Annotated in this window: 18 protein-coding genes; 8 read left to right on the forward strand and 10 right to left on the reverse strand. The window is 63.6% G+C overall.

Annotation, left to right across the window (positions count from 1 at the left end):
* Positions 1–81 precede the first annotated feature (81 nt).
* From BLV07_RS08610 to BLV07_RS08620, 3 genes are read right to left on the reverse strand one after another with little or no spacing between them, the layout of a single operon-like run.
* Complete coding sequence (locus BLV07_RS08610) at positions 82–672, reverse strand: Smr/MutS family protein (protein ID WP_091882584.1); 591 nt, start codon at positions 670–672, stop codon at positions 82–84.
* Entirely contained in the window at positions 669–2,270 is a 1,602-nt protein-coding gene (gene mltA, locus BLV07_RS08615) for a murein transglycosylase A (RefSeq protein ID WP_176945417.1), read from the reverse strand. Before mltA ends, BLV07_RS08610 begins: the two co-directional genes overlap by 4 nt.
* Entirely contained in the window at positions 2,248–2,943 is a 696-nt protein-coding gene (locus tag BLV07_RS08620; RefSeq protein ID WP_091882587.1) for a Tim44/TimA family putative adaptor protein, read from the reverse strand. Before BLV07_RS08620 ends, mltA begins: the two co-directional genes overlap by 23 nt.
* Positions 2,944–3,358: 415 nt before the next feature.
* On the opposite strand from BLV07_RS08620, the gene secB reads away from it, so the two are divergent.
* Positions 3,359–3,844 carry a protein-export chaperone SecB gene (gene secB / locus BLV07_RS08625; RefSeq protein WP_091882589.1) on the forward strand — a complete coding sequence of 162 codons (486 nt, stop codon included), beginning with the start codon at positions 3,359–3,361 and terminating at the stop codon, positions 3,842–3,844.
* On the opposite strand, the gene dnaQ is transcribed toward secB, so the two are convergent.
* From dnaQ to BLV07_RS08645, 4 genes are read right to left on the reverse strand one after another with little or no spacing between them, the layout of a single operon-like run.
* The gene (gene dnaQ / locus BLV07_RS08630) at positions 3,841–4,557 is read right to left on the reverse strand and encodes a DNA polymerase III subunit epsilon (protein WP_091882592.1); all 717 of its coding nucleotides are present in this window, start codon (positions 4,555–4,557) and stop codon (positions 3,841–3,843) included. The genes secB and dnaQ overlap by 4 nt on opposite strands.
* 30 nt (positions 4,558–4,587) lie before the next feature.
* Complete coding sequence (coaE, locus tag BLV07_RS08635) at positions 4,588–5,187, reverse strand: dephospho-CoA kinase (protein ID WP_091883042.1); 600 nt, start codon at positions 5,185–5,187, stop codon at positions 4,588–4,590.
* A gap of 23 nt (positions 5,188–5,210) precedes the next feature.
* On the reverse strand, positions 5,211–5,819 hold the full coding sequence (locus BLV07_RS08640; protein ID WP_091882595.1) for a Maf family protein: 609 nt from the start codon (positions 5,817–5,819) through the stop codon (positions 5,211–5,213).
* Positions 5,820–5,827: 8 nt separating this feature from the next.
* A complete protein-coding gene (locus tag BLV07_RS08645) occupies positions 5,828–6,667 on the reverse strand; it encodes a pyruvate, water dikinase regulatory protein (protein WP_091882598.1) in 840 nt (279 codons plus the stop codon).
* A gap of 524 nt (positions 6,668–7,191) precedes the next feature.
* Between BLV07_RS08645 and hemJ the strand changes: the two genes are divergently transcribed.
* From hemJ to BLV07_RS08690, 7 genes are all read left to right on the forward strand, one after another.
* Positions 7,192–7,614 carry a protoporphyrinogen oxidase HemJ gene (hemJ, locus tag BLV07_RS08655; protein WP_091882604.1) on the forward strand — a complete coding sequence of 141 codons (423 nt, stop codon included), beginning with the start codon at positions 7,192–7,194 and terminating at the stop codon, positions 7,612–7,614.
* A gap of 253 nt (positions 7,615–7,867) precedes the next feature.
* Entirely contained in the window at positions 7,868–9,133 is a 1,266-nt protein-coding gene (gene rho, locus BLV07_RS08660; RefSeq protein WP_091882608.1) for a transcription termination factor Rho, read from the forward strand.
* 318 nt (positions 9,134–9,451) lie between these two features.
* Positions 9,452–10,807: a tRNA uridine-5-carboxymethylaminomethyl(34) synthesis GTPase MnmE gene (gene mnmE / locus BLV07_RS08665; protein ID WP_091882613.1), complete on the forward strand. Its 1,356-nt coding sequence runs from the start codon at positions 9,452–9,454 to the stop codon at positions 10,805–10,807.
* Between the two features lie 532 nt (positions 10,808–11,339).
* Positions 11,340–13,220: a tRNA uridine-5-carboxymethylaminomethyl(34) synthesis enzyme MnmG gene (gene mnmG, locus BLV07_RS08675; protein WP_091882620.1), complete on the forward strand. Its 1,881-nt coding sequence runs from the start codon at positions 11,340–11,342 to the stop codon at positions 13,218–13,220.
* Positions 13,221–13,364: 144 nt separating this feature from the next.
* Positions 13,365–14,006 carry a 16S rRNA (guanine(527)-N(7))-methyltransferase RsmG gene (gene rsmG, locus BLV07_RS08680; protein WP_244551023.1) on the forward strand — a complete coding sequence of 214 codons (642 nt, stop codon included), beginning with the start codon at positions 13,365–13,367 and terminating at the stop codon, positions 14,004–14,006.
* 32 nt (positions 14,007–14,038) lie between these two features.
* Positions 14,039–14,905 carry a ParA family protein gene (locus BLV07_RS08685; RefSeq protein ID WP_091882627.1) on the forward strand — a complete coding sequence of 289 codons (867 nt, stop codon included), beginning with the start codon at positions 14,039–14,041 and terminating at the stop codon, positions 14,903–14,905.
* Positions 14,906–15,059: 154 nt separating this feature from the next.
* Complete coding sequence (locus tag BLV07_RS08690; RefSeq protein ID WP_176945418.1) at positions 15,060–15,944, forward strand: ParB/RepB/Spo0J family partition protein; 885 nt, start codon at positions 15,060–15,062, stop codon at positions 15,942–15,944.
* A gap of 292 nt (positions 15,945–16,236) precedes the next feature.
* Here the strand turns inward: BLV07_RS08690 and holA are convergent, their stop codons facing one another.
* From holA to leuS, 3 genes are all read right to left on the reverse strand, one after another.
* Positions 16,237–17,265 carry a DNA polymerase III subunit delta gene (holA, locus tag BLV07_RS08695; RefSeq protein WP_091882632.1) on the reverse strand — a complete coding sequence of 343 codons (1,029 nt, stop codon included), beginning with the start codon at positions 17,263–17,265 and terminating at the stop codon, positions 16,237–16,239.
* 129 nt (positions 17,266–17,394) lie between these two features.
* Positions 17,395–17,946, reverse strand: coding sequence for an LPS assembly lipoprotein LptE (gene lptE, locus BLV07_RS08700; protein ID WP_091882635.1), 552 nt, complete (start codon positions 17,944–17,946; stop codon positions 17,395–17,397).
* Positions 17,933–20,557, reverse strand: a complete 2,625-nt coding sequence (gene leuS, locus BLV07_RS08705) for a leucine--tRNA ligase (protein ID WP_091882638.1) — start codon at positions 20,555–20,557, stop codon at positions 17,933–17,935. Before leuS ends, lptE begins: the two co-directional genes overlap by 14 nt.
* Positions 20,558–20,616: the final 59 nt, after the last annotated feature.

A 20,616-nucleotide genomic window follows, 5' to 3' on the forward strand; every position in this document is an offset into this window, starting at 1 on the left:
ACCCGCCGCGCTTTCGCGCGTCGGCCTCTCCCGCAAGCGGGAGAGGCAAGAGAAGTCCGCGCTCGCAATTGTCCGGCCGCTCTAGACCCTCGCCCGCCGAATCCGCACATACAGCGCACCTTCGCCGCCATGGCCGATATGGGCCTCCTCGAAGCCGACGACGAAGGCGCGGAATTCCGGCAGGCTGAGCCATTCCGGAACCTGGCGGCGCAGCACGCCGCTTTCGCCGCCGCTGCGGCCCTTGCCGGTGATGACCAGAACGAAAGTCAGGCCGTCGTGCTGGGCGCGGTGCAGAAAGCCGGTCAACGCACGATGGGCGCGCGTCTGGGTCATGCCATGCAGGTCGAGCCGCGCTTCGATCTCGCTGCGCCCACGCGATAGCTTTGCGCGCTCGCGCTTGCCGATCGGCGCCAATGGCGGGACGGACGGTTTTGCGACGCGCGGCACCGGCGCAGCGGCGACCGGCCTTGCGGGCGGCGCGGGTCGTGCGGACGGGAGCGTCGGTGCTGGCTCACCGCGCGGCGCGGCCGGCGCCTTCGCCACGCGAGACTTCCTCAGCGGCTTGACCTGTTTCGCAACATTGTCCCACAGTGCGCGCTCCTCCTCGCTCAGCGCACGGCGGCGCGGCGAGGGACGCGGCTCCAGCACGGGCGGACGGGACGGTCGCTTCATTGCTGCGGGTGGGAACGACGATTCGCGCGCTTGCGCTGTTCGCGGTCGGGCTTGATGTTGGGACGCGGCTCCGGCAGCGGCACCGGGCTTGCCACCGCAACGGTGGCGTCCTTGGCTTGTGGCACGGCAGGCGAGGGCGCGCCAGCCTTGGTTGATTCAGCAGCTTGCGCCGACGCCGCCGCGTTCTTCGGATCCTTCGCCGGGTCGGTCTGCGGAAACAGCTTTGCGATCTTTTCCGAGGGACGCGGGTCCGGCACCGGCAACCGCGTGCCGCGCACGCTGGGATCGAGGCTCTTCGGCACCAGCATCACGAAATGCATGGGATGGCGGAGCCGCCCGGAGACGCGGCCGGCGTCGGCGCCCGCGCCGAAATAAAGATCGGCGCGGGCAGGTCCGATGATGGCCGAGCCGGTGTCCTGCGCGATCATCAGCCGGTGGAACGGTGTCTTGGCGCGTTCGGAATCGATCGGCAGTTCGCCCTCGATGAAGAATGGCGTGCCGTAGACGTGCAGCGACTTGTCGACCGCGATCGAGCGGCCGGCCGTCAGCGGAATGCCCTGCGCGCCGACCGCCTCCTCCTTGTCGGACAAATTGACCTCGCGGAAGAAGATGTAGGCGCGGTTCTGGCGGCGCAGCTCCTTGGCGCCCTCAGGATTCTGCGTCATCCATTCCCTGATCTTCTGCATCGACATCTCTTCCTTCGGAATGATGCCGCGCTCGATCAGGATGCGGCCGACCGCCGTGTAGGGATAGCCGTTATAGGCGTCGTAATTGAGCCGGACCGTGCCGCCGTCGTCGAACTTGATCCGCGCCGAGCCCTGGATCTGCGCGAACAAGAGATCGGTGGGGTCCTTGAGCCAAGCGATCTCCAGCCCGCGGCCGGCGATCTTGCCGTCCTCGATCTCGCCGCGGTCATAATAGGGCACCAGCTTGCGGCGGCCGATCTTGCGATAGACCGGACCCTTGTTGGGCAGGCTGACCGAGTCCTGCTTGTAGCCGCGCACGAACAGGTTGGAGGGGCGGCGATAGACTGGAACGTTGTAGACGTCGGTCTGCGTCCGCGATCCCTCCAGCACGGGCTCGTAATAGCCGGTGACGAAGCCGTCGGGCTCGCCGAGGCGCGAGATGCGCAAGGGCGAAAAATTGTCCTCGAAGAAGGTTTTGGCTTTGGCGTCGTCGGTGAGCGCGAGCGATTTGGCGGCCCGGCAGGGCTCGCTCAGCGAGGCGCCAAGTGCTTTGGATTCGGCTTTGGATTCGGCCTTCGGCTCGGATACGCCGGTCTGCGCGTTGATCGACCGGCAGCTCGCACGGAAGGTCTTGTAGGCGGCAAGATGATTGTCCTCGCTCCAACCCTTCACGTCCGCCCACGCCAGCGGAAGATATTGCGCGCCGGAAATCTCGAACGGCAGGGGAAGTTGCGGATAGGGCAAGGCCCGCGGCGGGGCGGCAGGCAATGTCGGGGGATGATGGTGGTGGCTGCGGTAGTGACGCCGCGCCGCCTCAGCGCCGAGCGAAAACGACGACAGCACGACGACACCTGCGCAAAGCGCCGTCGCGCTGTTCTTCAAGAAGATCTTAATTCGCGCTTCCGGTGCCAACCAGCTTCCAGTTCGGATCGCGAGAGGAGGTGTCGCGGGCGAAAGTCCAGATGTCGGTGATGTCGGCGACCGTGTCGGCGCTGCCGTCGACGATGTTGCCGGCCTTGTCGCGGGTGGCCGAGATCATCTGCGAGACGAAGCGTACGGTGAGCTGGGCGGTGCGGTCGCGCAGCTCGGCGCCGACGAGCTCAGCCTTGTCGATCGAGACAAAACGCGTCTCGGTCTTCTGCTCGTTCTTTTCGCGCTCCTTGATCGCGGCATCGAAGCTCTCATAGACCTCCGACGACAGCAGGTCGCGCAGCGCGCGACGGTCGCCATTGGCAAAGGCGAGCACAATCATCTCATAGGCGCCGCGGGCACCCGAGATGAAATGGCGCGGGTCGAAAGTGGAATCCTTGTCGACGATGGCGTCGAGACCCTGCGCGAGCGGGGTGCCCGGCTCGGCTAGGCCCTTCCAGCGGTCGACGGGCGGGGCCGGCTCGGCCGTCGGCGCCAGCGGGGCCTGGTCGATCACCTTGCCCGGCATGGTCACGACGTTCTTGTCCTGGGCACCCTGGAGCGCATTGCGGTCGAACGGCGGCCGTTCGTTGCCGGTGCGCTGTCCCAGCACGCTGCGCAGCCGCAGAAAGATAAAGACCGCCAGCGCCAGGAAAATGATAGTGTAGATGTCCACGTCGTATTCGCTTTCTGGTCTTTGCTTTGGGTCTTCGATTTGAGGTCGTCGCCGGGAAAATCAATCCGGCCAGTAGACCGTTCCATACGGAAACGGCAAGTCTACATCACCATTTTAGGTCCGCGCGTCTGGTCCCTGGGATGTAGGCACGAAATCTTGCCCGGCCAATGGCGCCTTTTGGCACAGCGCTGAGTGTAGCGCGTTTTATGCTTAAGGGGAAACCCGATCCTGCCCGGAAATCGCGCTTCTTCAATCGTTTAGGGCGCAATTTCGCGCAAAAGACCGGGGTGAACCGCACAGTTGCGGGCGCGGCTCCGATATCTCACCCGGGGTCGTTCGTCCTTGTGGAATGAGGCAGCCCTATGTTAGCCAACCGCCGCGAAATTCAGCCCAAATCGGGTAAGGAGAGACTTTCATGACCAACGGTAACGGCACCCCTCCCGAGGCGGCCCAGGCTCCCCAGCTCAACGTGCTGGCGCAATATACCAAGGACCTCTCGTTCGAAAATCCGAACGCGCCGAGCTCGCTCCAGCAGCAGAGCCAGCCGCCCCAGATCAACATCCAGATCAACGTCAGCGCCAACAACCTCAGCGAACAGGAGTTCGAGGTGACGTTGTCGGTCGAGGGCAAGGCCGAGGCGGCGAGCAAGGTGATGTTCTCGTTCGAGCTCGCCTATGCCGGCGTGTTCCGGATCGCCAATGTGCCGAAGGAGAATCTGCATCCGCTGGTCATGATCGAGTGCCCGCGCCTGCTGTTCCCGTTCGCGCGCGAGATCATCGCGACCGCCGTCCGCGACGGCGGGTTCCCGCCGCTGATGCTGGATCCGGTCGACTTCGTCGGTCTCTATCGTCAGAACATGGAGCGGCAAATGGCCGCTCAGGGCCAAGCCGGTCAGGCCTAACCGGCCGCCACGGCAGCTGGAGCGGGCAGGTACTCGTTCCAGATCGCCTTGTCGCCAAACGTTGCGATGAAGGCCCGGTGGGCCTCGCGTTCGGCATCGGAAACCCGCGGCGCAAGCGGCACCAGGCGCTGTCGCCGCGGCGCTTCGCCGGTCGCACTGACGCGAATCTCCTCGGTGTCCGAGGCCAGCAGCAGCTGCGACTGCCGCGCCCCGACCAGATCGACATAGACTTCGGCCAGAAGCTCGGCGTCGAGCAACGCGCCGTGCTTGGTGCGGTGTGAATTGTCGATCGCATACCGCGAGCAGAGATCGTCGAGCCGGTTCGACACGCCGGGATGCTTGCGCCGCGCCAGCAGCAGCGTATCGACCAGCCGCTCGCGCGGGATCGCCGCGCGCTTGATCCGATCGAGCTCGGCATTGATGAAGCTGATGTCGAACGAGGCGTTGTGGATCACCAGCGGCGCATCGCCGATGAATTCCAGAAACTCGTCGACGACCTCGTGGAACAGCGGCTTGGTCGACAGGAATTCGGCCGACAGCCCGTGCACTGCGAAGGCCTCTGCCGGCATGTCCCTTTCAGGATTCATGTAGCGGTGGAAGGTCTGTCCGGTCGGCATGCGGTTGAAGATCTCGACACAGCCGATTTCGACCAGGCGATCGCCGCGGAGCGGATCGAGGCCGGTGGTTTCGGTATCGAGAACGATTTCGCGCATGATTGGGATGGCCGTGCAAAATTCGGCGAATCAAGCTCGCCGCTGCGGCATCTTAACGACCTCGGCCAGGATGTGCTTGATTTGCGCCCGCACCGGCTCAAGTCCGTGTGAGGTATCCACCACGAAATCGGCGCGCTTGCGCTTTTCGGCGTCGGGCATCTGCTTGGCGATGATGGCGTCGAGCTTCGCCTCGTCCATCGTGCCGCGCGCCAGCACCCGCTCGCGCTGAAGTTCCGGCGAGGTCGAGACCACGACCACGGCGTCGACCCGTTTCTCGCCGCCGGTTTCGAACAGGAGGGGAATGTCCAGGACCACGACGGGAACGTGGGCCGCTTCGGCCTCGGCGAAGAACCTTTTGCGGGACTCGCCCAGCATTGGATGGACGATCTGCTCGAGCTCCTTGATCGCGGCGGGATCGTGCACGACGCGCGCGGACAGTTTGGACCGATCGACCTTGCCGTTGATGGTGGTGCCGGGGAAGGCAGCCTCGATCGCGGGAGCCGCTTCGCCCTCATACAGGTGATGAACAGCGGCATCGGCGTCGTAGACGGGAACACCGGCCTCCGCGAACAATTTCGCGGTGGTGGATTTGCCCATCCCGATCGAGCCGGTCAGTCCGAGGATCCGCATCAGCGCCCAGCCATGTCTGTCGTTCACACCGCAACTAGCCGCTCGCGGCGCAGGAACGCAAGCAGCGGCAGCAGCGGCAGGCCGAGAATGGTGAAATGGTCGCCCTCGATGCGCTCGAACAGATGGATACCCAACCCTTCGAGCTGATAAGCGCCGACACTGGTCGTGACGGCGTCACCGGCGGCATCGAGATAGGCTGAAAGCTGGGCCTCGGTCATTTGCCGCATGGTCATGCGGGCTACCGAAACATCCTCGAAAACAATCTTTCCGTCATGCGCCACCGCCACCGCTGAATTCAGCTCGTGGCTGTTGCCGGCCAGATCACGCAACTGCGCCATCGCCTCGGGACGACCGGCGGGCTTGTTAAAGAGGCGCTCGCCGAGAGCCAGGGTCTGGTCGGCGCCGATGACGTAGCTGCCCGGATGAAGAGCCGAGACGGCCTTCGCCTTTTCACAGGCCAGCAGCAGAGCAATTTCGCGCGGGTTTGAAAGTTTCGACGCAGTCTGAAGGCCGCGCTCGTCGATGTCAGCCGTCACGCTCTCGAATTCGAAGCCAGCATTCGCCAGCAGCATTTTCCGCGCGCTGCTTTGCGAGGCCAGGATCAACGGAGATGTGCCGCGCCACAGACCCATCGCGAAAACTATTCCGAGGGCCGGTTGCGCTGGCGATCGGTGTAGAGCTTCATGATCGCCGCGGCGGTTTCCTCGATCGAGCGTCTTGTGACATCGAGCAGCGGCCAATCATGCTTGGCGCTGAGCTTGCGTGCGAACGCAACCTCCTCGGTGACCGATTGCTTGTCGGTGTAGGTGTCGCTGCCAGACTCGGCTCCCATAGAGAGTAGGCGATTCTGACGGATCTGGATCAGGCGTTCCGGCGTCGCATGCAGGCTGACGACCAGCGGCCGCGTCAGCGTTTCCAATTGCGAGGGCACCGGAATGCCCGGAACCAGCGGCACGTTGGCGGTGCGGATGCCGCGATTGGCGAGATAGATCGACGTCGGCGTCTTCGAGGTGCGGGACACACCCACCAGCACCACGTCGGCCTCGTCGAGACCTTCGACATGCTGGCCGTCGTCGTGGATCATGGTGTAGTTCAGCGCATCGATGCGCTTGAAATATTCCGCATTGAGCACGTGCTGGGCGCCGACGCGACCCGTGGTCGCAGCGCCGAGATACGCTTCAAACAGCTGCATCACCGGGCCGATGATGGACAGGCTCGGAACGTTGATCTCCTTGCACTTGTTCTCGAGCCTGAAGACCAGATCCTTCTCCAGCAGTGTGAACAGCACGATTCCCGGCGCCTCCTCGATCTCGTCGAGCACGCGATCGAGCTGCTTCTGGCTGCGCACCAGCGGATAGACATGCTCGACCGGCGTCACGTTGGCATATTGAGCCGCGACCGCGCGCGCCACGGTGATGAGCGTCTCGCCCGTGGAGTCGGAGACCAGGTGCAGATGGAAATAGTTGTTCGAGGTCGGCACAAAAACTCTTTGAATTTTGGTGGGGCAGTTTGTGGATTTCTGTGGAGCTTAACCTCTCGGAAAGGGATGTGCGACACCAGGGACGGGACAACGGCCAATTTTCTTCACACCGCTGCCTGTCAGAACAAGTTTGCCGGCCGTCCGGAGCGCAAACAGGATTGCGCGGACAACCCTCTTGATAAGCTGCCGACAAGCGGGCGCAAGCCCCTGAGCTCGGGTCACTTATTTCGACGGCCCAGATCGGCACAGGATATGTTGATGGATGTGTACAAGCGCGCGTGAAGCGGCGGACCGAATTGCGTGAGTCCAATCCACGGTCACAAAGACTCAAACCTTAAGATTCTAAAATTTTTAGGTTTAGAAGAGCCGAGCACGCGGATATGTGTGTGCGCCCAAATCTATGAATGAATTCTTACCGGACACCTTCCATCCACTGTTCGGTGAGCAGAATGCGGTTTCGAGCAGAATGGATCCCGGTTCGCGTCGGCAAAGCGGGTCGAAAACAAGAATGGGAGGCTGCCGGCATGTATGAGTGGATCAAGGCGCTGCACGTGATCGCCGTCATCTCCTGGATGGCGGGCATGCTCTATCTGCCGCGGCTGTTCGTCTATCACTCCGAGGCCGAAATCGGATCGAAGCAGTCGGAAACGTTCAAGGTCATGGAGCGCCGGCTGCTCAAGGCGATCATCAATCCTGCCATGATGGTCACCTGGCTCGCCGGGCTCTATCTCGCCTGGTCCGGCCATTGGTTCAGCTCCGGCTGGTTGCACGTAAAACTGGCACTGGTCCTGGCAATGTCCGCGGTCCACGGCTTTTTTTCCCGCTGGCTGAAGGATTTCGCCGCCGACCGGCGCCCGCGGACCCAGAAATTCTATCGAATTATCAATGAGGTGCCGACCGTCCTGATGATTTTCATCGTGATCATGGTGATCGTGAAGCCGTTCTAGGCAAGGCGCGCGACGAATCGCTCAGCGCTTCGGCTTGCGGAGCAGGAAGCGATTTTCTATATTATCGATATCCCACCCAACGCAGGCGGATGTGGTTGTGTCCGAGCTTTCCAGAGGCCGGACACCGCATCAGGTTTGAAGCCTCACCGGCACTCACCTTGCCAGACCTGCGGACCTTACCTGCACCTGCTCGCGTCCGCATTTCAGAGCCACCTCGCACCCCCTTCCAAGGTTACCCCACAGGACCACCCCAATGCGGGAAATTAAACTCCAGGACCTCAAGTCGAAAACCCCGGCCGAGCTCGTCTCGTTCGCGGAAGAGAAAGGGGTCGAGAACGCCAGCACCCTGCGCAAGCAGGAGCTGCTGTTCGCCATCCTCAAGCAGCTCTCGATTCAGGAAACCGACATCGTCGGTGAGGGCGTTGTCGAGGTGCTCTCCGACGGCTTCGGCTTTCTTCGCTCGCCCGATGCGAATTACTTGCCAGGCCCTGACGACATCTATGTTTCGCCCTCGCAGATCCGCCGTTTTGGCTTGCGCACCGGCGACACCATCGAGGGCCATATTCGCAGCCCGAAAGAGGGCGAGCGCTATTTCGCGTTGCTGAAGGTCAACACGCTCAATTTCGAGGACCCGGAAAAGGCCAAGCACAAGGTCAATTTCGATAACCTCACGCCGCTGTTTCCGAATCAGCGCTTCCGCATGGAGATCGACGATCCCACGCGCAAGGATCTCTCTGCACGCGTGATCGACATCGTCGCGCCCATCGGCAAGGGCCAGCGCGCGCTGATCGTCGCGCCGCCGCGCACCGGTAAAACCGTGCTGATGCAGAACATCGCGCACTCGATCACCGCGAATCACCCGGACTGCTATCTGATCGTGCTCCTGATCGACGAGCGTCCGGAAGAAGTCACGGACATGCAGCGTTCGGTGAAGGGCGAGGTGGTGTCCTCGACCTTCGACGAGCCGGCGGTGCGCCACGTCCAGGTCGCCGAGATGGTGATCGAGAAGGCCAAGCGCCTGGTCGAGCATGGCCGCGACGTCGTGATCCTGCTCGATTCGATTACCCGCCTGGGCCGCGCCTACAACACCGTGGTGCCGTCATCCGGCAAGGTGCTGACCGGCGGTGTCGACGCCAACGCGCTGCAGCGCCCGAAGCGCTTCTTTGGTGCCGCCCGTAACATCGAGGAGGGCGGCTCGCTGACCATCATCGCGACCGCGCTGGTCGATACCGGCAGCCGCATGGACGAAGTCATCTTCGAAGAGTTCAAGGGCACCGGTAACTCGGAGCTGATCCTGGACCGCAAGGTCTCGGACAAGCGCACCTTCCCGGCGATCGACATCTCACGCTCCGGCACCCGCAAGGAGGAGCTCATTACCGATCCTCAGGTGCTCAAGAAGATGTACGTGCTCCGCCGCATCCTCAACCCGATGGGCACCATGGACGCGATCGACTTCCTGCTCGACAAGCTGCGCTCGACCAAGAGCAATTCGGAGTTCTTCGACTCGATGAACACCTGAGTGCAGTGCAGCGAAAAGTGGAGGGCGCCTTCGGGCGCCCTTTTTCATTATGCAGCTTTGCTGCGGCCAACGTGCAGCATGACAGGCTGCTTATCGCTCGATTCCTGATTTTCATTAAGCTGTTGATATATAATGCGATAAGACTTGAATTCGCTTGAGCCTGCTGGGCTTGGGCGGCTGGATGCTGCAGCAAAATTGCTGCATCATGTTGCATTGCAATATAAGCCTTTGCTGCGGGACTTGGCGCAGCAAAACTAGGCCACCTGGCGTTCGAAAATGGTGGATTTGCCTTTTCTCCCGCAGCCGGACAAATAGGCCATGCATCCGCAAGACCAGACCATCTTTGCGCTGTCGTCCGGCCGTCCGCCGAGCGCGATTGCGATGGTGCGCGTCTCCGGGCCGCAGGCTGGCGCGGTGTTGACGACGCTGGCGGGCAAGCTCCCGCCGCCGCGGCAGGCCAGCCGCCGATTGCTCCGTAACGGCGTGGGCCAACCGATCGACGACGCAGTCGTGCTCTGGTTTCCGGGACCGGTTAGTGCGACCGGCGAGGACGTCGCCGAATTCCACGTTCATGGCGGACGCGCGGTGCTCTCGGCGCTTCTTGCAGCGATTTCTGATATACCGAATACGCGGGCGGCCGAGCCCGGCGAGTTCACGCGGCGCGCGTTCGAGAACGGCAAGCTCGACCTCACCGAGGCCGAGGGCCTCGACGATCTCATCCACGCCGACACCGACCGCCAGCGCCGTCAGGCGCTGCGCCAATTGCAGGGCCTGCTCGGCCATCGCGCACGCGACTGGCGCGAGCGCATCATCGAGGCTTCGGCCCTGATCGAAGCCGGCATCGATTTCTCGGACGAGGGCGATGTGCCTGCCGAACTCCTGGCGCCGGCCATCAAGGCGATCCGAGCGCTGCATGGTGAAATTGCGGAAGTCCTTGCGGCACAGGGACAAGCTGAACGTCTGCGCGATGGCCTAGTGGTTGCGATCGCCGGCGAGCCGAATGTCGGCAAGTCGACGCTGATGAATCAACTCGCCCGCCGCGAGGTCGCGATCGTCTCGCCGCACGCCGGCACCACACGCGATGTGATCGAGGTGCAGCTCGATCTCGACGGCTACCCCGTGACGGTGATCGACACCGCCGGCATTCGCGAGACCGATGACCCGGTCGAGCAAGAGGGCGTGCGCCGGGCACGGGCCAGGGCCGAAGACGCAGATCTCGTACTGTGGCTGGTGGAGGGATCGCAGGCCATCGATCCGGACGCGACGCGGTCGCTGTGGAAGGCTGGCGATGGCGATCGGACCGGTGGCTCGATCTGGATCGTGCGCAACAAGATCGATCTCGGTGGGGTGGGTGAAGCTGGGCCGCGCGGCGAGTTTGAGATCTCGGCGAGCCGCGGCGATGGCATCCCTCAGCTGGTCGACGCGCTCGTGACATTTGCCTCTGAATTCTTTGGGAGCAGCGAGGGCGCATTGGTGACCCGGGCGCGCCAACGCGACCTGTTGCGCCAGGCGGCAGACAGCTTGCGCCGAAGCTTGGAGCTTGTAGAAGAGGGCGAGGAGCTCGCCGCCGAGGAACTACGGGCCGCCGCCTATGCCCTGGGTCGGCTGCTGGGCCGGGTGGATGTCGAAGACGTCCTTGGGGCCATCTTCCAGAAATTCTGTATCGGAAAATAGTGCTAGTTCTTCATTGTAGGACTAGCATTTGTTCCATTTCTTGCACCAGGACACCGGCGCCCCCTGACGTTTCAGGTGAAACACGTGTCTGCGCGTTTGTTTCACGTGAAACAGACATGATCCTGTTCGCTGCAACTAGGCCCGAAAGCTGCGACGGCCGGTGAGTCGAAACCCGGCGCTCAATCAGGTCATTGCGAGGAGCCCTTGCGACGAAGCAATCCAGTATCCCTCCCAAGAGAGATGCTGGATTGCTTCGCTGCGCTCGCAATGACGGGCGGGGCGTCGATCTCGCTCAATGCTGAAATACCCTGGGTATCGAAGCATGGCGGGCTTTGCCGTCCTATCCCCCATCGAACGGCGCGGCCCATTGTTTCACGTGAAACAAACGCCTTTCCTTCGACGCCCTTTCTACTGTGCATGGGGTTGTTTTCACGAAATCGCTTTCGCCCTCCGCCTACCGTTTCACGTGAAACATCCGCCTCACCCAGTTTTCCGCTTCCGGCTTCTTCGCCTCTGAGCTAGAAGTCCGCTCATGCGAACAGAGCGAGAGAGTTTCGACGTCATCGTCATCGGTGGTGGTCACGCCGGCTGTGAAGCCGCGGCTGCTGCTGCTCGGATGGGTGCAGCGACCGCTCTGGTGACGCACCGTTTCGCCACCGTCGGAGCCATGTCCTGCAACCCGGCCATTGGCGGTCTCGGCAAAGGCCATCTGGTCCGCGAAGTCGATGCTCTCGATGGTCTGATGGGCCGGGTCGGCGATGCCGGCGGCATCCAATTTCGAGTCCTCAATCGCCGCAAGGGTCCGGCTGTCCGTGGTCCTCGCGCTCAGGCCGACCGGAAGCTCTATGCGGCCGCGATGCAGGCCGCGATCCGGGAAACCGAGGGTCTTTCCGTCATCGAGGGGGAGGCTGACGAGCTGATCGTAGTGGAAGACCGGGTCACCGCTCTGCGCTTGGCCGACGGCCGGCAGCTTCGGGCAGGGGCGATTGTCGTCACCACCGGCACCTTCCTGCGCGGTCTGATCCATCTCGGTGAGAGGAATTGGCCCGCCGGTCGTGTGGGCGAGGCACCGGCGATGGGGCTTTCCGGCTCCTTTGAGCGCGCCGGCTTTACTCTCGGACGGCTGAAGACGGGGACTCCACCCCGTCTGGACGGCACCACGATCGACTGGTCGGTGGTCGAAATGCAGCCCGGCGACGAACCACCGGAGCCGTTCTCGGTGATGACGGAGCGGATTACAACCCCGCAGATCCAGTGCGGGATCACCCGGACCACCTCGGCGACCCATGAGGTGATCCGCGCCAATGTCCATCGCTCCCCGATGTATTCCGGTCAGATCAAGAGCTCCGGTCCGCGCTATTGTCCGTCGATCGAGGACAAGATCGTCCGCTTCGGCGACCGTGATGGCCATCAGATCTTCCTGGAGCCTGAAGGGCTCGACGACACGACCGTCTATCCCAACGGCATCTCGACCTCGCTCCCAGAAGAGGTCCAGCTCGCGATCCTCGCCAGCATTCCGGGCCTGGAGCGGGTGAAGATGGTCCGTCCGGGCTATGCCATCGAATACGACCACATCGATCCCCGGGAACTCGATCCGACCCTCCAGACCAAGCGTCTGCGCGGTCTGTTCCTGGCCGGGCAGATCAACGGCACCACCGGATACGAAGAGGCCGCCGGGCAGGGCATCGTGGCCGGGTTGAACGCCGCGCTCTCGGCGAGCGGGGCCGCGCTGACCGTGTTCGACCGGGCGGATGGCTATCTCGGTGTGATGATCGATGACCTCGTCACCCGCGGGATTAGCGAGCCCTATCGGATGTTCACCTCCCGGGCCGAATACCGGCTTACGCTGCGGGCCGACAACGCGGATCAGCGTCTGACCGAGAAGGGCATCGCCTTGGGATGTGTCGGCAGTGTCCGCACGCAGCACCATCGCGCCAAGATGGATGCCCTGAACGCAGCCCGGACGCTCTCGAAGTCGCTCGCGATCACCCCGAACGAGGCGATCAAGCACGGACTGTCCCTGAACCGCGATGGCCAGCGTCGGTCCGCCTTCGAGCTGATGGCGTATCCAGATATTGGCTGGAGCCAGGTCCGCGCGATCTGGCCGGAGCTGTCCGCGATCGATCATACCATCGCCACCCACCTCGAGATCGACGCCAAATACGACGTCTACCTGGAGCGCCAGAGCGCCGATGTCGACGCCTTCCGGCGCGACGAGGGGATGGTGTTGACTGAGGTCGACTACCAGCAGGTCCCCGGTCTCTCCAACGAGGTGCGGGCCAAGCTGGAAAAGGCCCGACCATTCACGGTCGGCCAGGCCGGCCGGATCGACGGGATGACGCCGGCGGCGCTCGGCATTCTCGCTGCCTATCTGCGGCGCGAGGCCCGGAAGACCTCAAAGGCGATCGCATAGGCGTTTCACGTGAAACAGCGCGGGCCGGGAGGCGGCAGATCGTCATCAGGAAAATCCATTGCAGGCGAGGGTGCAGGTCGTCGTCGATCCGAGCCGGGGCCGACCAAGCTGAAGGCCGATAAGGTCAGCGCCACCGATCAATCGCTGGACGCGGTCATCGCTGCCGACAAGATCGCGGCACTCAAGCTCGCGCCCGTTTCACATGAAACGGAAGGCCGGCTCGATCGCTACATCGCCTTGCTCCGGGAGTGGCAGGCCAAGACCAACCTGGTGGCGCCCTCGACGCTGCCCCATCTTTGGACCCGGCACATAGCCGACTCGCTTCAGCTGGTGGATCTCGCGCCGGCGGCAAAACGCTGGGCCGATCTTGGCAGCGGCGGTGGCTTCCCGGGCGTCGTGCTCGCCTGCGCCATGGCCGGGACGCCGGATGCCCGCGTCCATCTCGTCGAGCGAATCGCCAAGAAGGCCGCATTCCTGCGCGAGGCGATTCGCGTCACCACATCTCCGGGGCTCGTACATCTCGCTGAGATCGGGGATAATGTGGATAGAATCACCGGCCCCGTCGATTGCGTCACCGCGCGCGCGTTGGCTCCGCTACATCAACTTATCGGCTTTGCGGAGCCGCTGATGCGCCAGGGCGCAAAGGCGTTGTTCCTCAAGGGTCAAGATGTAGAGGCTGAATTGACCGAAGCCGCTAAATATTGGAATATTCGGACTCAGCTCCATCCAAGCCGCACCGGTGACGGGTGGATCGTGGAACTGACGTCCGTCGAACGGCGCGGGTGAGGCGTTCAGGGGCCTGAGTGGGGGAATTTGCGATGAGCGTGATTGACGAGCCGCAGCAAGAACAGGACGCCCAAGAGACCAACGAGGTACCGCATGGCCACCCGCGCATCCTGGCGCTGGCGAATCAGAAGGGCGGCGTGGGAAAAACAACCACAGCGATCAACCTCGGCACGGCGCTCGCGGCGATCGGCGAACGTGTCCTGATCGTCGATCTCGACCCGCAGGGCAACGCCTCGACCGGCCTCGGCATCGATCGTCGCAACCGTTCCTGCTCCACGTATGACGTGCTGGTCGGCGAAGCCGCCTTGCGCGAGGCGGTGGTCTCGACCGCGGTGCCCCGGCTGCACATCGCACCCTCGACCATGGATCTCTCAGGCCTCGAGCTCGAGCTCGGCACCACGCCCGGCCGCGCCTTCAAGCTGCGCGATGCCATCGGCGCGCTCAACAACAACGTCTCGCCGGACGCCGACTACACCTATGTGCTGATCGACTGCCCGCCCTCGCTGAACTTGCTCACGGTGAACGCGATGGCAGCCTCCGATGCGATCCTGGTGCCGCTGCAATGCGAGTTCTTCGCGCTGGAAGGTCTGTCGCAATTGCTGCAAACGGTCGAGCAGGTGCGCTCGACGCTCAACCCGAACCTGTCGATCCACGGCATCGTGCTGACCATGTTCGACTCGCGCAACAACCTCTCGAACCAGGTCGTTGCCGACGTCCGCCAGTTCATGGGCGAGAAAGTCTACAAGACCATGATCCCGCGCAACGTGCGCATCTCGGAAGCGCCGTCCTACGGCAAGCCGGTGCTGGTCTACGATCTCAAATGCGTCGGCAGCGAAGCTTACTTGCGGCTCGCCACCGAAGTGATCCAGCGCGAGCGCGAGCTGCGCATGACGCATTGACGCTGCCGTAGGGTGGGCAAAGCGAAGCGTGCCCACCAAAACCATTCGATTGAAAGATGGTGGGCACGGCGCGAAGACGCCTTTGCCCACCCTACGATCGAGAGTCTGAAATTCAGTTCTGGAGTGCTGCACCGTGAATCCAAGGGAGCTGGCGATGGCCGACGAAGCGCGTTCGCGACTGGGCCGAGGTCTTGCGAGTCTGATCGGTGATGTCGGCGGCGAGGCTCAGCATGTCGATCGTCCGCGCGCGCAGCGCAAGGTGCCGATCGAATTCATCAAGGCCAATCCGCGCAACCCGCGCCGTACCTTCTCGGAGGCCGAGCTCAAGGAGCTCTCCGACTCGATCAAGCAGCACGGCGTGATCCAGCCGATCGTGGTGCGTCCGGTGAAGGGCGCACAGGACCGCTACGAGATCATCGCCGGCGAACGGCGCTGGCGCGCTTCGCAAATGGCCGGTCTGCACGAGGTGCCGATCGTGCCGGTCGACATCAGCGATAGCGATGCGCTGGAGTTCGCGATCGTCGAGAACGTGCAGCGCGAAGACCTCAACCCGATGGAAGAGGCGCAGGGCTATCACGCGCTCGCCAATGAGTTCAAACGCAGCCAGGACGACATCGCAAGAGTCGTCGGCAAGAGCCGCAGCCATGTCGCCAACATGATGCGGCTGACGAAGCTGCCGGCCGAGGTGCAGGCCTTGATCGCAACCGGCGAGCTGACGGCTGGCCATGCCCGCGCGCTGATCGGCGTGCCCGATCCGCTCGCAGCCGCCAAGCGCATCGTCGAGGAAGGCCTCAACGTCCGCCAGGCCGAGGCGCTCGCGCACGAGGAGGGCGTGCCCGAGCGCAAGCCGCAGAAGGCGCGCACTGGGACGAAGGAAAAGGACCCTGATACGATCGATCTCGAAAAGCGCGTCAGCGACGCACTCGGGCTCAAGGTCACGGTCAATCACCGCGATCCCGGCGGCTCCGTGCAGATCAACTACCGCAACCTCGATCAGCTCGACGAGGTGATGAAGCGGCTGGCGAAGGGCGGGATTTAATCGCCCTCGCTGTCGCCCCGGCGCAGGCCGGGACCCATACCGCGTGATCTATCGATAGGATATCAAGGCCAATACCGCCCACCAAATTACTCGCGGTGGCAATGGGTCCTGGCTTTCGCCAGGACGACAGTTGCGTGTGTGGCGCGCGTCTACATCAATCACGTCATTGCGAGCGAAGCGAAGCAATCCAGAATCTTTCCGCGGAAGGATTCTGGATTGCTTCGTCGCAAGTGCTCCTCGCAATGACGGTGCTGAGAGAGCTGCGCTCGCAATGACGTGGTGAGAGCCGCGCTCACCCCCGCCGCTTCGCATTCGCGGCGATCGCCATCAGCGTGCGCTGAGCGATGGCGGCGGCAAGGGTGGATTGCTTGCGGGTCTCCAGCGCGGCTGTCGCGAGCTGCTCGATGATGAGGGCAAGCCGGGCCGGGCTGAAATTGCGCAGCGCCGTTTCGACCGCGGGCTTTCGCGAGAAGTGCAGCCGTGGAAAGCCGCCGTCGAGCACGGCTGAGGCCGGCGTGCCGTCGGCAATCGCGAGCGCCGATTTGTGCAGCCATGCGGCCTGACGCTGTGCGGCGGAGATGATCACGCCGGGATAGGTGCCGGCGATCATGGCCTTGGCGAATTCGGTCTCGACGATGTCGGGCCGGCCGGCGAAGGTGCCGTCGACGATGGGATCGAGCTTCAGCTCGGAGGCATCGGCGACCACGGACATCACGTCGTCCAGCGTGATCTCGCCTTTGCCATGGGCATAGAGCGTGAGCTTGCGCAGCTCGTTGCGCGAGGCCTGACGGTCGCCGCCGAGGAACGACATCAGCGCCGCGCGGGCATCCTGCGCGATACGCAAATTGGCGATGCGGAGCTCGTCCGCCATCAGCTTGGCGAGGTCGCGCTCGGTGTCGGGGTAGCAGCCGATCGCGACCGCCGTCTTGGCGCGCTCACAGGCTTTGCGCAGCGGCGATTCCGGGCGCAGCTCGCCGGCCTCGATCACGATGCGGCAATCTTTCACGCTCATCTCGGCCAGGGTGTCGATGCCGCTGGCAAAGCTGCGCGAGCCGGCGCGGATGCGGATGGCGCGGCGGCCGCCGAACAGCGGCACGGTCATGGCCTCGTCGACGAGGCGGGACGGCTCGGCGGAGAACTCGTCGCCATCGAGCTTGACCAGTGAGAATGGATCGTTGGGATCGTCGACGGCGGATGCGATCAGCGCATCGGCGCGCTCGCGCACGAGGCCCGCGTCAGGACCGTAGAGCAGGATGATCGGGCGGCCCGCATCGGGGCGGGCGAGGAAGGCGTCGATCTCTTTTCCGCGCAGCGCGACCATGGCCTAGATCGTCATTCCGGAGCGCGCGTAGCGCTAACTACGGTGCGCAATTGCGCACCAGAGAAACCAGAGGTTGGGAACCGAGATTCCGGGTTCTCGCTTCGCGAGCCCCGGAATGACAGGAATGAATCAGGTGCCCGCAGTGAAGAACGAGGCGAGCCGGGTCGTGATGTTCTCGGCGATCTCGTTGGCGGCACGATCCTCGGCGTCGCGATAGGCCCGGTTGCGCGCGAAGCGCTGGTAGGAGCCGGGCATGTCGTAGGACACACGCGAGAAGGTGGTGCCGGTCATCACCGATTTGCCGGTGACGACCTCGATCAGATTGTACTGGGCGTCGATGCCGTAATTCTCGCTGGTCGGCAGTCCGGTCGCGGCGCTGACGATCAGCGAGGAGCGGGTAGATGTGAAGCGGATCTCCAGGCGGTGCGTCGGCGGCATGCCCGTCGCGGTGCCGTAGAGCTTGAAGGCCAGAGCATTGCGGACCTCGACGCCAACGCGCGCTTCGCGCGAGGCGTTCGGCTTGGCGATCGGCGGCAGCTCGACCCCCATCAGCTTCTCGCGCAGGCCGGGAGTGCCGTCGTTACGCTCGGCATACATCGGCTGGAAGCAGCCGGCCGTCAGCGCCGCCAGGGCGGCGACCGCCAGCAAGCGGGCTGCGATGCGGATCCTAGCCGACAACATTCACGATCCTCTTGGGGACGATGATCACCTTGCGGACGGGCTTGCCGTCCAGGGCCAGCTTTACCGCATCGAGGGCCAAAACGGCAGCCTCGATTTCCGGATTCTGGGCCACTGTTGCAACTGTGACCTCACCCCGCTTCTTGCCGTTGACCTGGACCACCAGGGTCACGCTGTCTTCAACCAGCAAATCGCGTTCGATTTGGGGCCAATTGGCCTCTGAAACCAGCCCGCTCTGGCCCAAAGCCTGCCAGCACTCCTCGGCCAGATGCGGCATCATCGGGGAGAACAGCTGGACCAGGATCTGGCCGGCCTCCCGGATCGCCCAGGCCAGGTCCGGGGCGGGCTGGCCGGGGCGCTGGAGCACCTCGGACAGGGCATTGGCGAATTCGCGGATATGGGCGAGGCAGACGTTGAAGTGCAGCCGCTCGATGCCGGTCGTGACCTTGTCCAGGGCGCCATGGGCGGCCTTGCGCAAGGCGGTCGCATCCGTCCCGAACGAAGCCGGCCGGGCCGCCGGCGCCTCCTTGCCGAGTTCCTTGGCATCGTTCACCAGCCGCCACAGCCGCTGCACGAAGCGCGATGCGCCCTGGACGCGCTCGTCGCTCCAGATCACGTCGCGGTCGGGTGGGGAGTCCGACAGCATGAACCAGCGCGCGACGTCGGCGCCGTAGGTCTCGATGATGTCGTCGGGATCGACCGTGTTCTTCTTCGACTTCGACATCTTCTCGATCGGGCCGATCTGGATGTCTTCGCCGGTCGCGAGCAGCGTGGCGCGGCGACCATTGCCGCCGACCTCGACCTTGACCTCGGCCGGCTGCACATAGGTGCCGTCGGCCTTCTGGTAGGTCTCGTGCACCACCATGCCCTGGGTGAACTGGCCGGCGAACGGCTCGTCCAGCGCAATGTGCCCGGTCGCCTTCATCGCGCGGGTGAAGAAGCGCGCGTAGAGCAAATGCAGGATCGCATGCTCGACACCGCCAATATACCAATCGACCGGCATCAGCCGATCGACCACCGACCGCGTGGTCGGCGCCTTCTCGTTCCAGGGATCGGTGAAGCGCGCAAAGTACCAGGACGAATCCACGAAGGTGTCCATGGTGTCGGTCTCACGCTGCGCCTTGCCGCCGCATTTCGGGCAGGTGACGTGCTTCCAGGTCGGGTGATGATCGAGCGCGTTGCCGGGCTTGTCGAAGGTCGCATCCTCCGGCAGCTTCACCGGCAAATCGGCATCTGGCACCGGCACCACGTCGCATTTCGGGCAATGAATGACGGGAATCGGGCAGCCCCAATAGCGCTGGCGCGAAATGCCCCAGTCGCGCAGGCGGAAATTGACCTGCCGCTCGCCGACCGCCGCATTGCCGCGCAGCTCGCCTTCCAGCCGCTTCGCCACCTCTTCCTTGGCTTGATCAATCGTCATGCCGTCGAGGAAGCGCGAATTGATGATGCGGCCGTCACCGTCATAGGCGGTGTCGGTGATGACAAATGTCTTCGGATCCTGCCCTTCGGGGCAGACCACCGGCGTGTTGCCGAGATTGTACTTGTTGACGAAGTCGAGGTCGCGCTGGTCATGCGCCGGGCAGCCGAAGATCGCGCCGGTGCCATATTCCATCAGCACGAAATTGGCGACATAGACCGGCAGCTTCCAGGAGGGATCGAACGGGTGAACCGCGCGGATGCCGGTGTCAAAGCCCTGCTTCTCCGCGGTGTCGATGACCTCCTGCGCGGTGCCGATCTTCTTGATCTCGGTGATGAACTCCGCAAGCTCAGGGTTCTTGGCGGCGGCCGCCTGCGCCAACGGATGATCCGCCGAGATCGCCATGAACTTCGCGCCGAACAGGGTGTCCGGGCGCGTCGTGAAAATCTTCAGCTCGTTCTCGCCGGCCGGCGTCGTCGCCGCATCCAGCGCGAAGCGGATCAACAGGCCTTCCGAACGGCCGATCCAGTTGCGCTGCATCAGCCGCACCTTGTCGGGCCAGCGGTCGAGCCCATCCAGCGCGGACAGCAGCTCCTGCGAGTACTTCGTGATCTTGAAGACCCACTGGTTCATCTCGCGCTGCTCGACGACAGCGCCGGAACGCCAGCCGCGGCCGTCGATCACCTGCTCGTTGGCGAGCACGGTCATGTCGACGGGATCCCAGTTCACCTTGCGCTTCTCGCGCTCGGCAAGCCCTTCGCGCAGGAAGTCCAGAAACATCTTCTGCTGGTGCTTGTAATAGGAGGGATCGCAGGTCGCGATCTCTCTGGACCAGTCCAGCGACAGCCCGATCGAGCGGAGCTGCTTCTTCATCGCGGCGATGTTGTCGTAGGTCCAGGCTTTCGGCGCGACCTTGCGCTCGATCGCCGCGTTCTCGGCCGGCAGGCCGAAGGCGTCCCAGCCCATCGGATGCAGCACGTTGAACCCCTTGGCGCGCTTGAAGCGGGCCAGCACGTCGCCGAGCGTGTAATTGCGGACATGGCCGATATGGATACGCCCGGACGGGTAGGGGAACATCTCAAGGACGTAGTATTTCGGCCGCGAATCGTCGTTTCGGGAGACGAAGATCGCCTGTTCGTCCCAGAGGCGTTGCCAGCGCGGTTCGGCGTCGCGGGCGTTGTAGCGTTCGGAGGTCATGGAATCGTTGGCTTTTCGTGGTTCGGCCGGCTTAAAGACGGCGGACTAGGCCATAGAAG

It is taken from the genome of Bradyrhizobium sp. Rc2d (assembly GCF_900099855.1).
Taxonomy (GTDB): Bacteria; Pseudomonadota; Alphaproteobacteria; order Rhizobiales; family Xanthobacteraceae; genus Bradyrhizobium.

Coding starts and splice junctions, on each gene's coding strand:
- BLV07_RS08610 (WP_091882584.1), bottom strand. CDS start 672: ATGAAGCGACCGTCCCGTCCGCCCGTGCTGGAGCCGCGTCCCTCGCCG.
- secB (WP_091882589.1), top strand. CDS start 3,359: ATGACCAACGGTAACGGCACCCCTCCCGAGGCGGCCCAGGCTCCCCAG.
- dnaQ (WP_091882592.1), bottom strand. CDS start 4,557: ATGCGCGAAATCGTTCTCGATACCGAAACCACCGGCCTCGATCCGCTC.
- coaE (WP_091883042.1), bottom strand. CDS start 5,187: ATGCGGATCCTCGGACTGACCGGCTCGATCGGGATGGGCAAATCCACC.
- BLV07_RS08640 (WP_091882595.1), bottom strand. CDS start 5,819: ATGGGTCTGTGGCGCGGCACATCTCCGTTGATCCTGGCCTCGCAAAGC.
- hemJ (WP_091882604.1), top strand. CDS start 7,192: ATGTATGAGTGGATCAAGGCGCTGCACGTGATCGCCGTCATCTCCTGG.
- rho (WP_091882608.1), top strand. CDS start 7,868: ATGCGGGAAATTAAACTCCAGGACCTCAAGTCGAAAACCCCGGCCGAG.
- mnmE (WP_091882613.1), top strand. CDS start 9,452: ATGCATCCGCAAGACCAGACCATCTTTGCGCTGTCGTCCGGCCGTCCG.
- mnmG (WP_091882620.1), top strand. CDS start 11,340: ATGCGAACAGAGCGAGAGAGTTTCGACGTCATCGTCATCGGTGGTGGT.
- BLV07_RS08685 (WP_091882627.1), top strand. CDS start 14,039: ATGAGCGTGATTGACGAGCCGCAGCAAGAACAGGACGCCCAAGAGACC.
- BLV07_RS08690 (WP_176945418.1), top strand. CDS start 15,060: ATGGCCGACGAAGCGCGTTCGCGACTGGGCCGAGGTCTTGCGAGTCTG.
- holA (WP_091882632.1), bottom strand. CDS start 17,265: ATGGTCGCGCTGCGCGGAAAAGAGATCGACGCCTTCCTCGCCCGCCCC.
- lptE (WP_091882635.1), bottom strand. CDS start 17,946: ATGTTGTCGGCTAGGATCCGCATCGCAGCCCGCTTGCTGGCGGTCGCC.
- leuS (WP_091882638.1), bottom strand. CDS start 20,557: ATGACCTCCGAACGCTACAACGCCCGCGACGCCGAACCGCGCTGGCAA.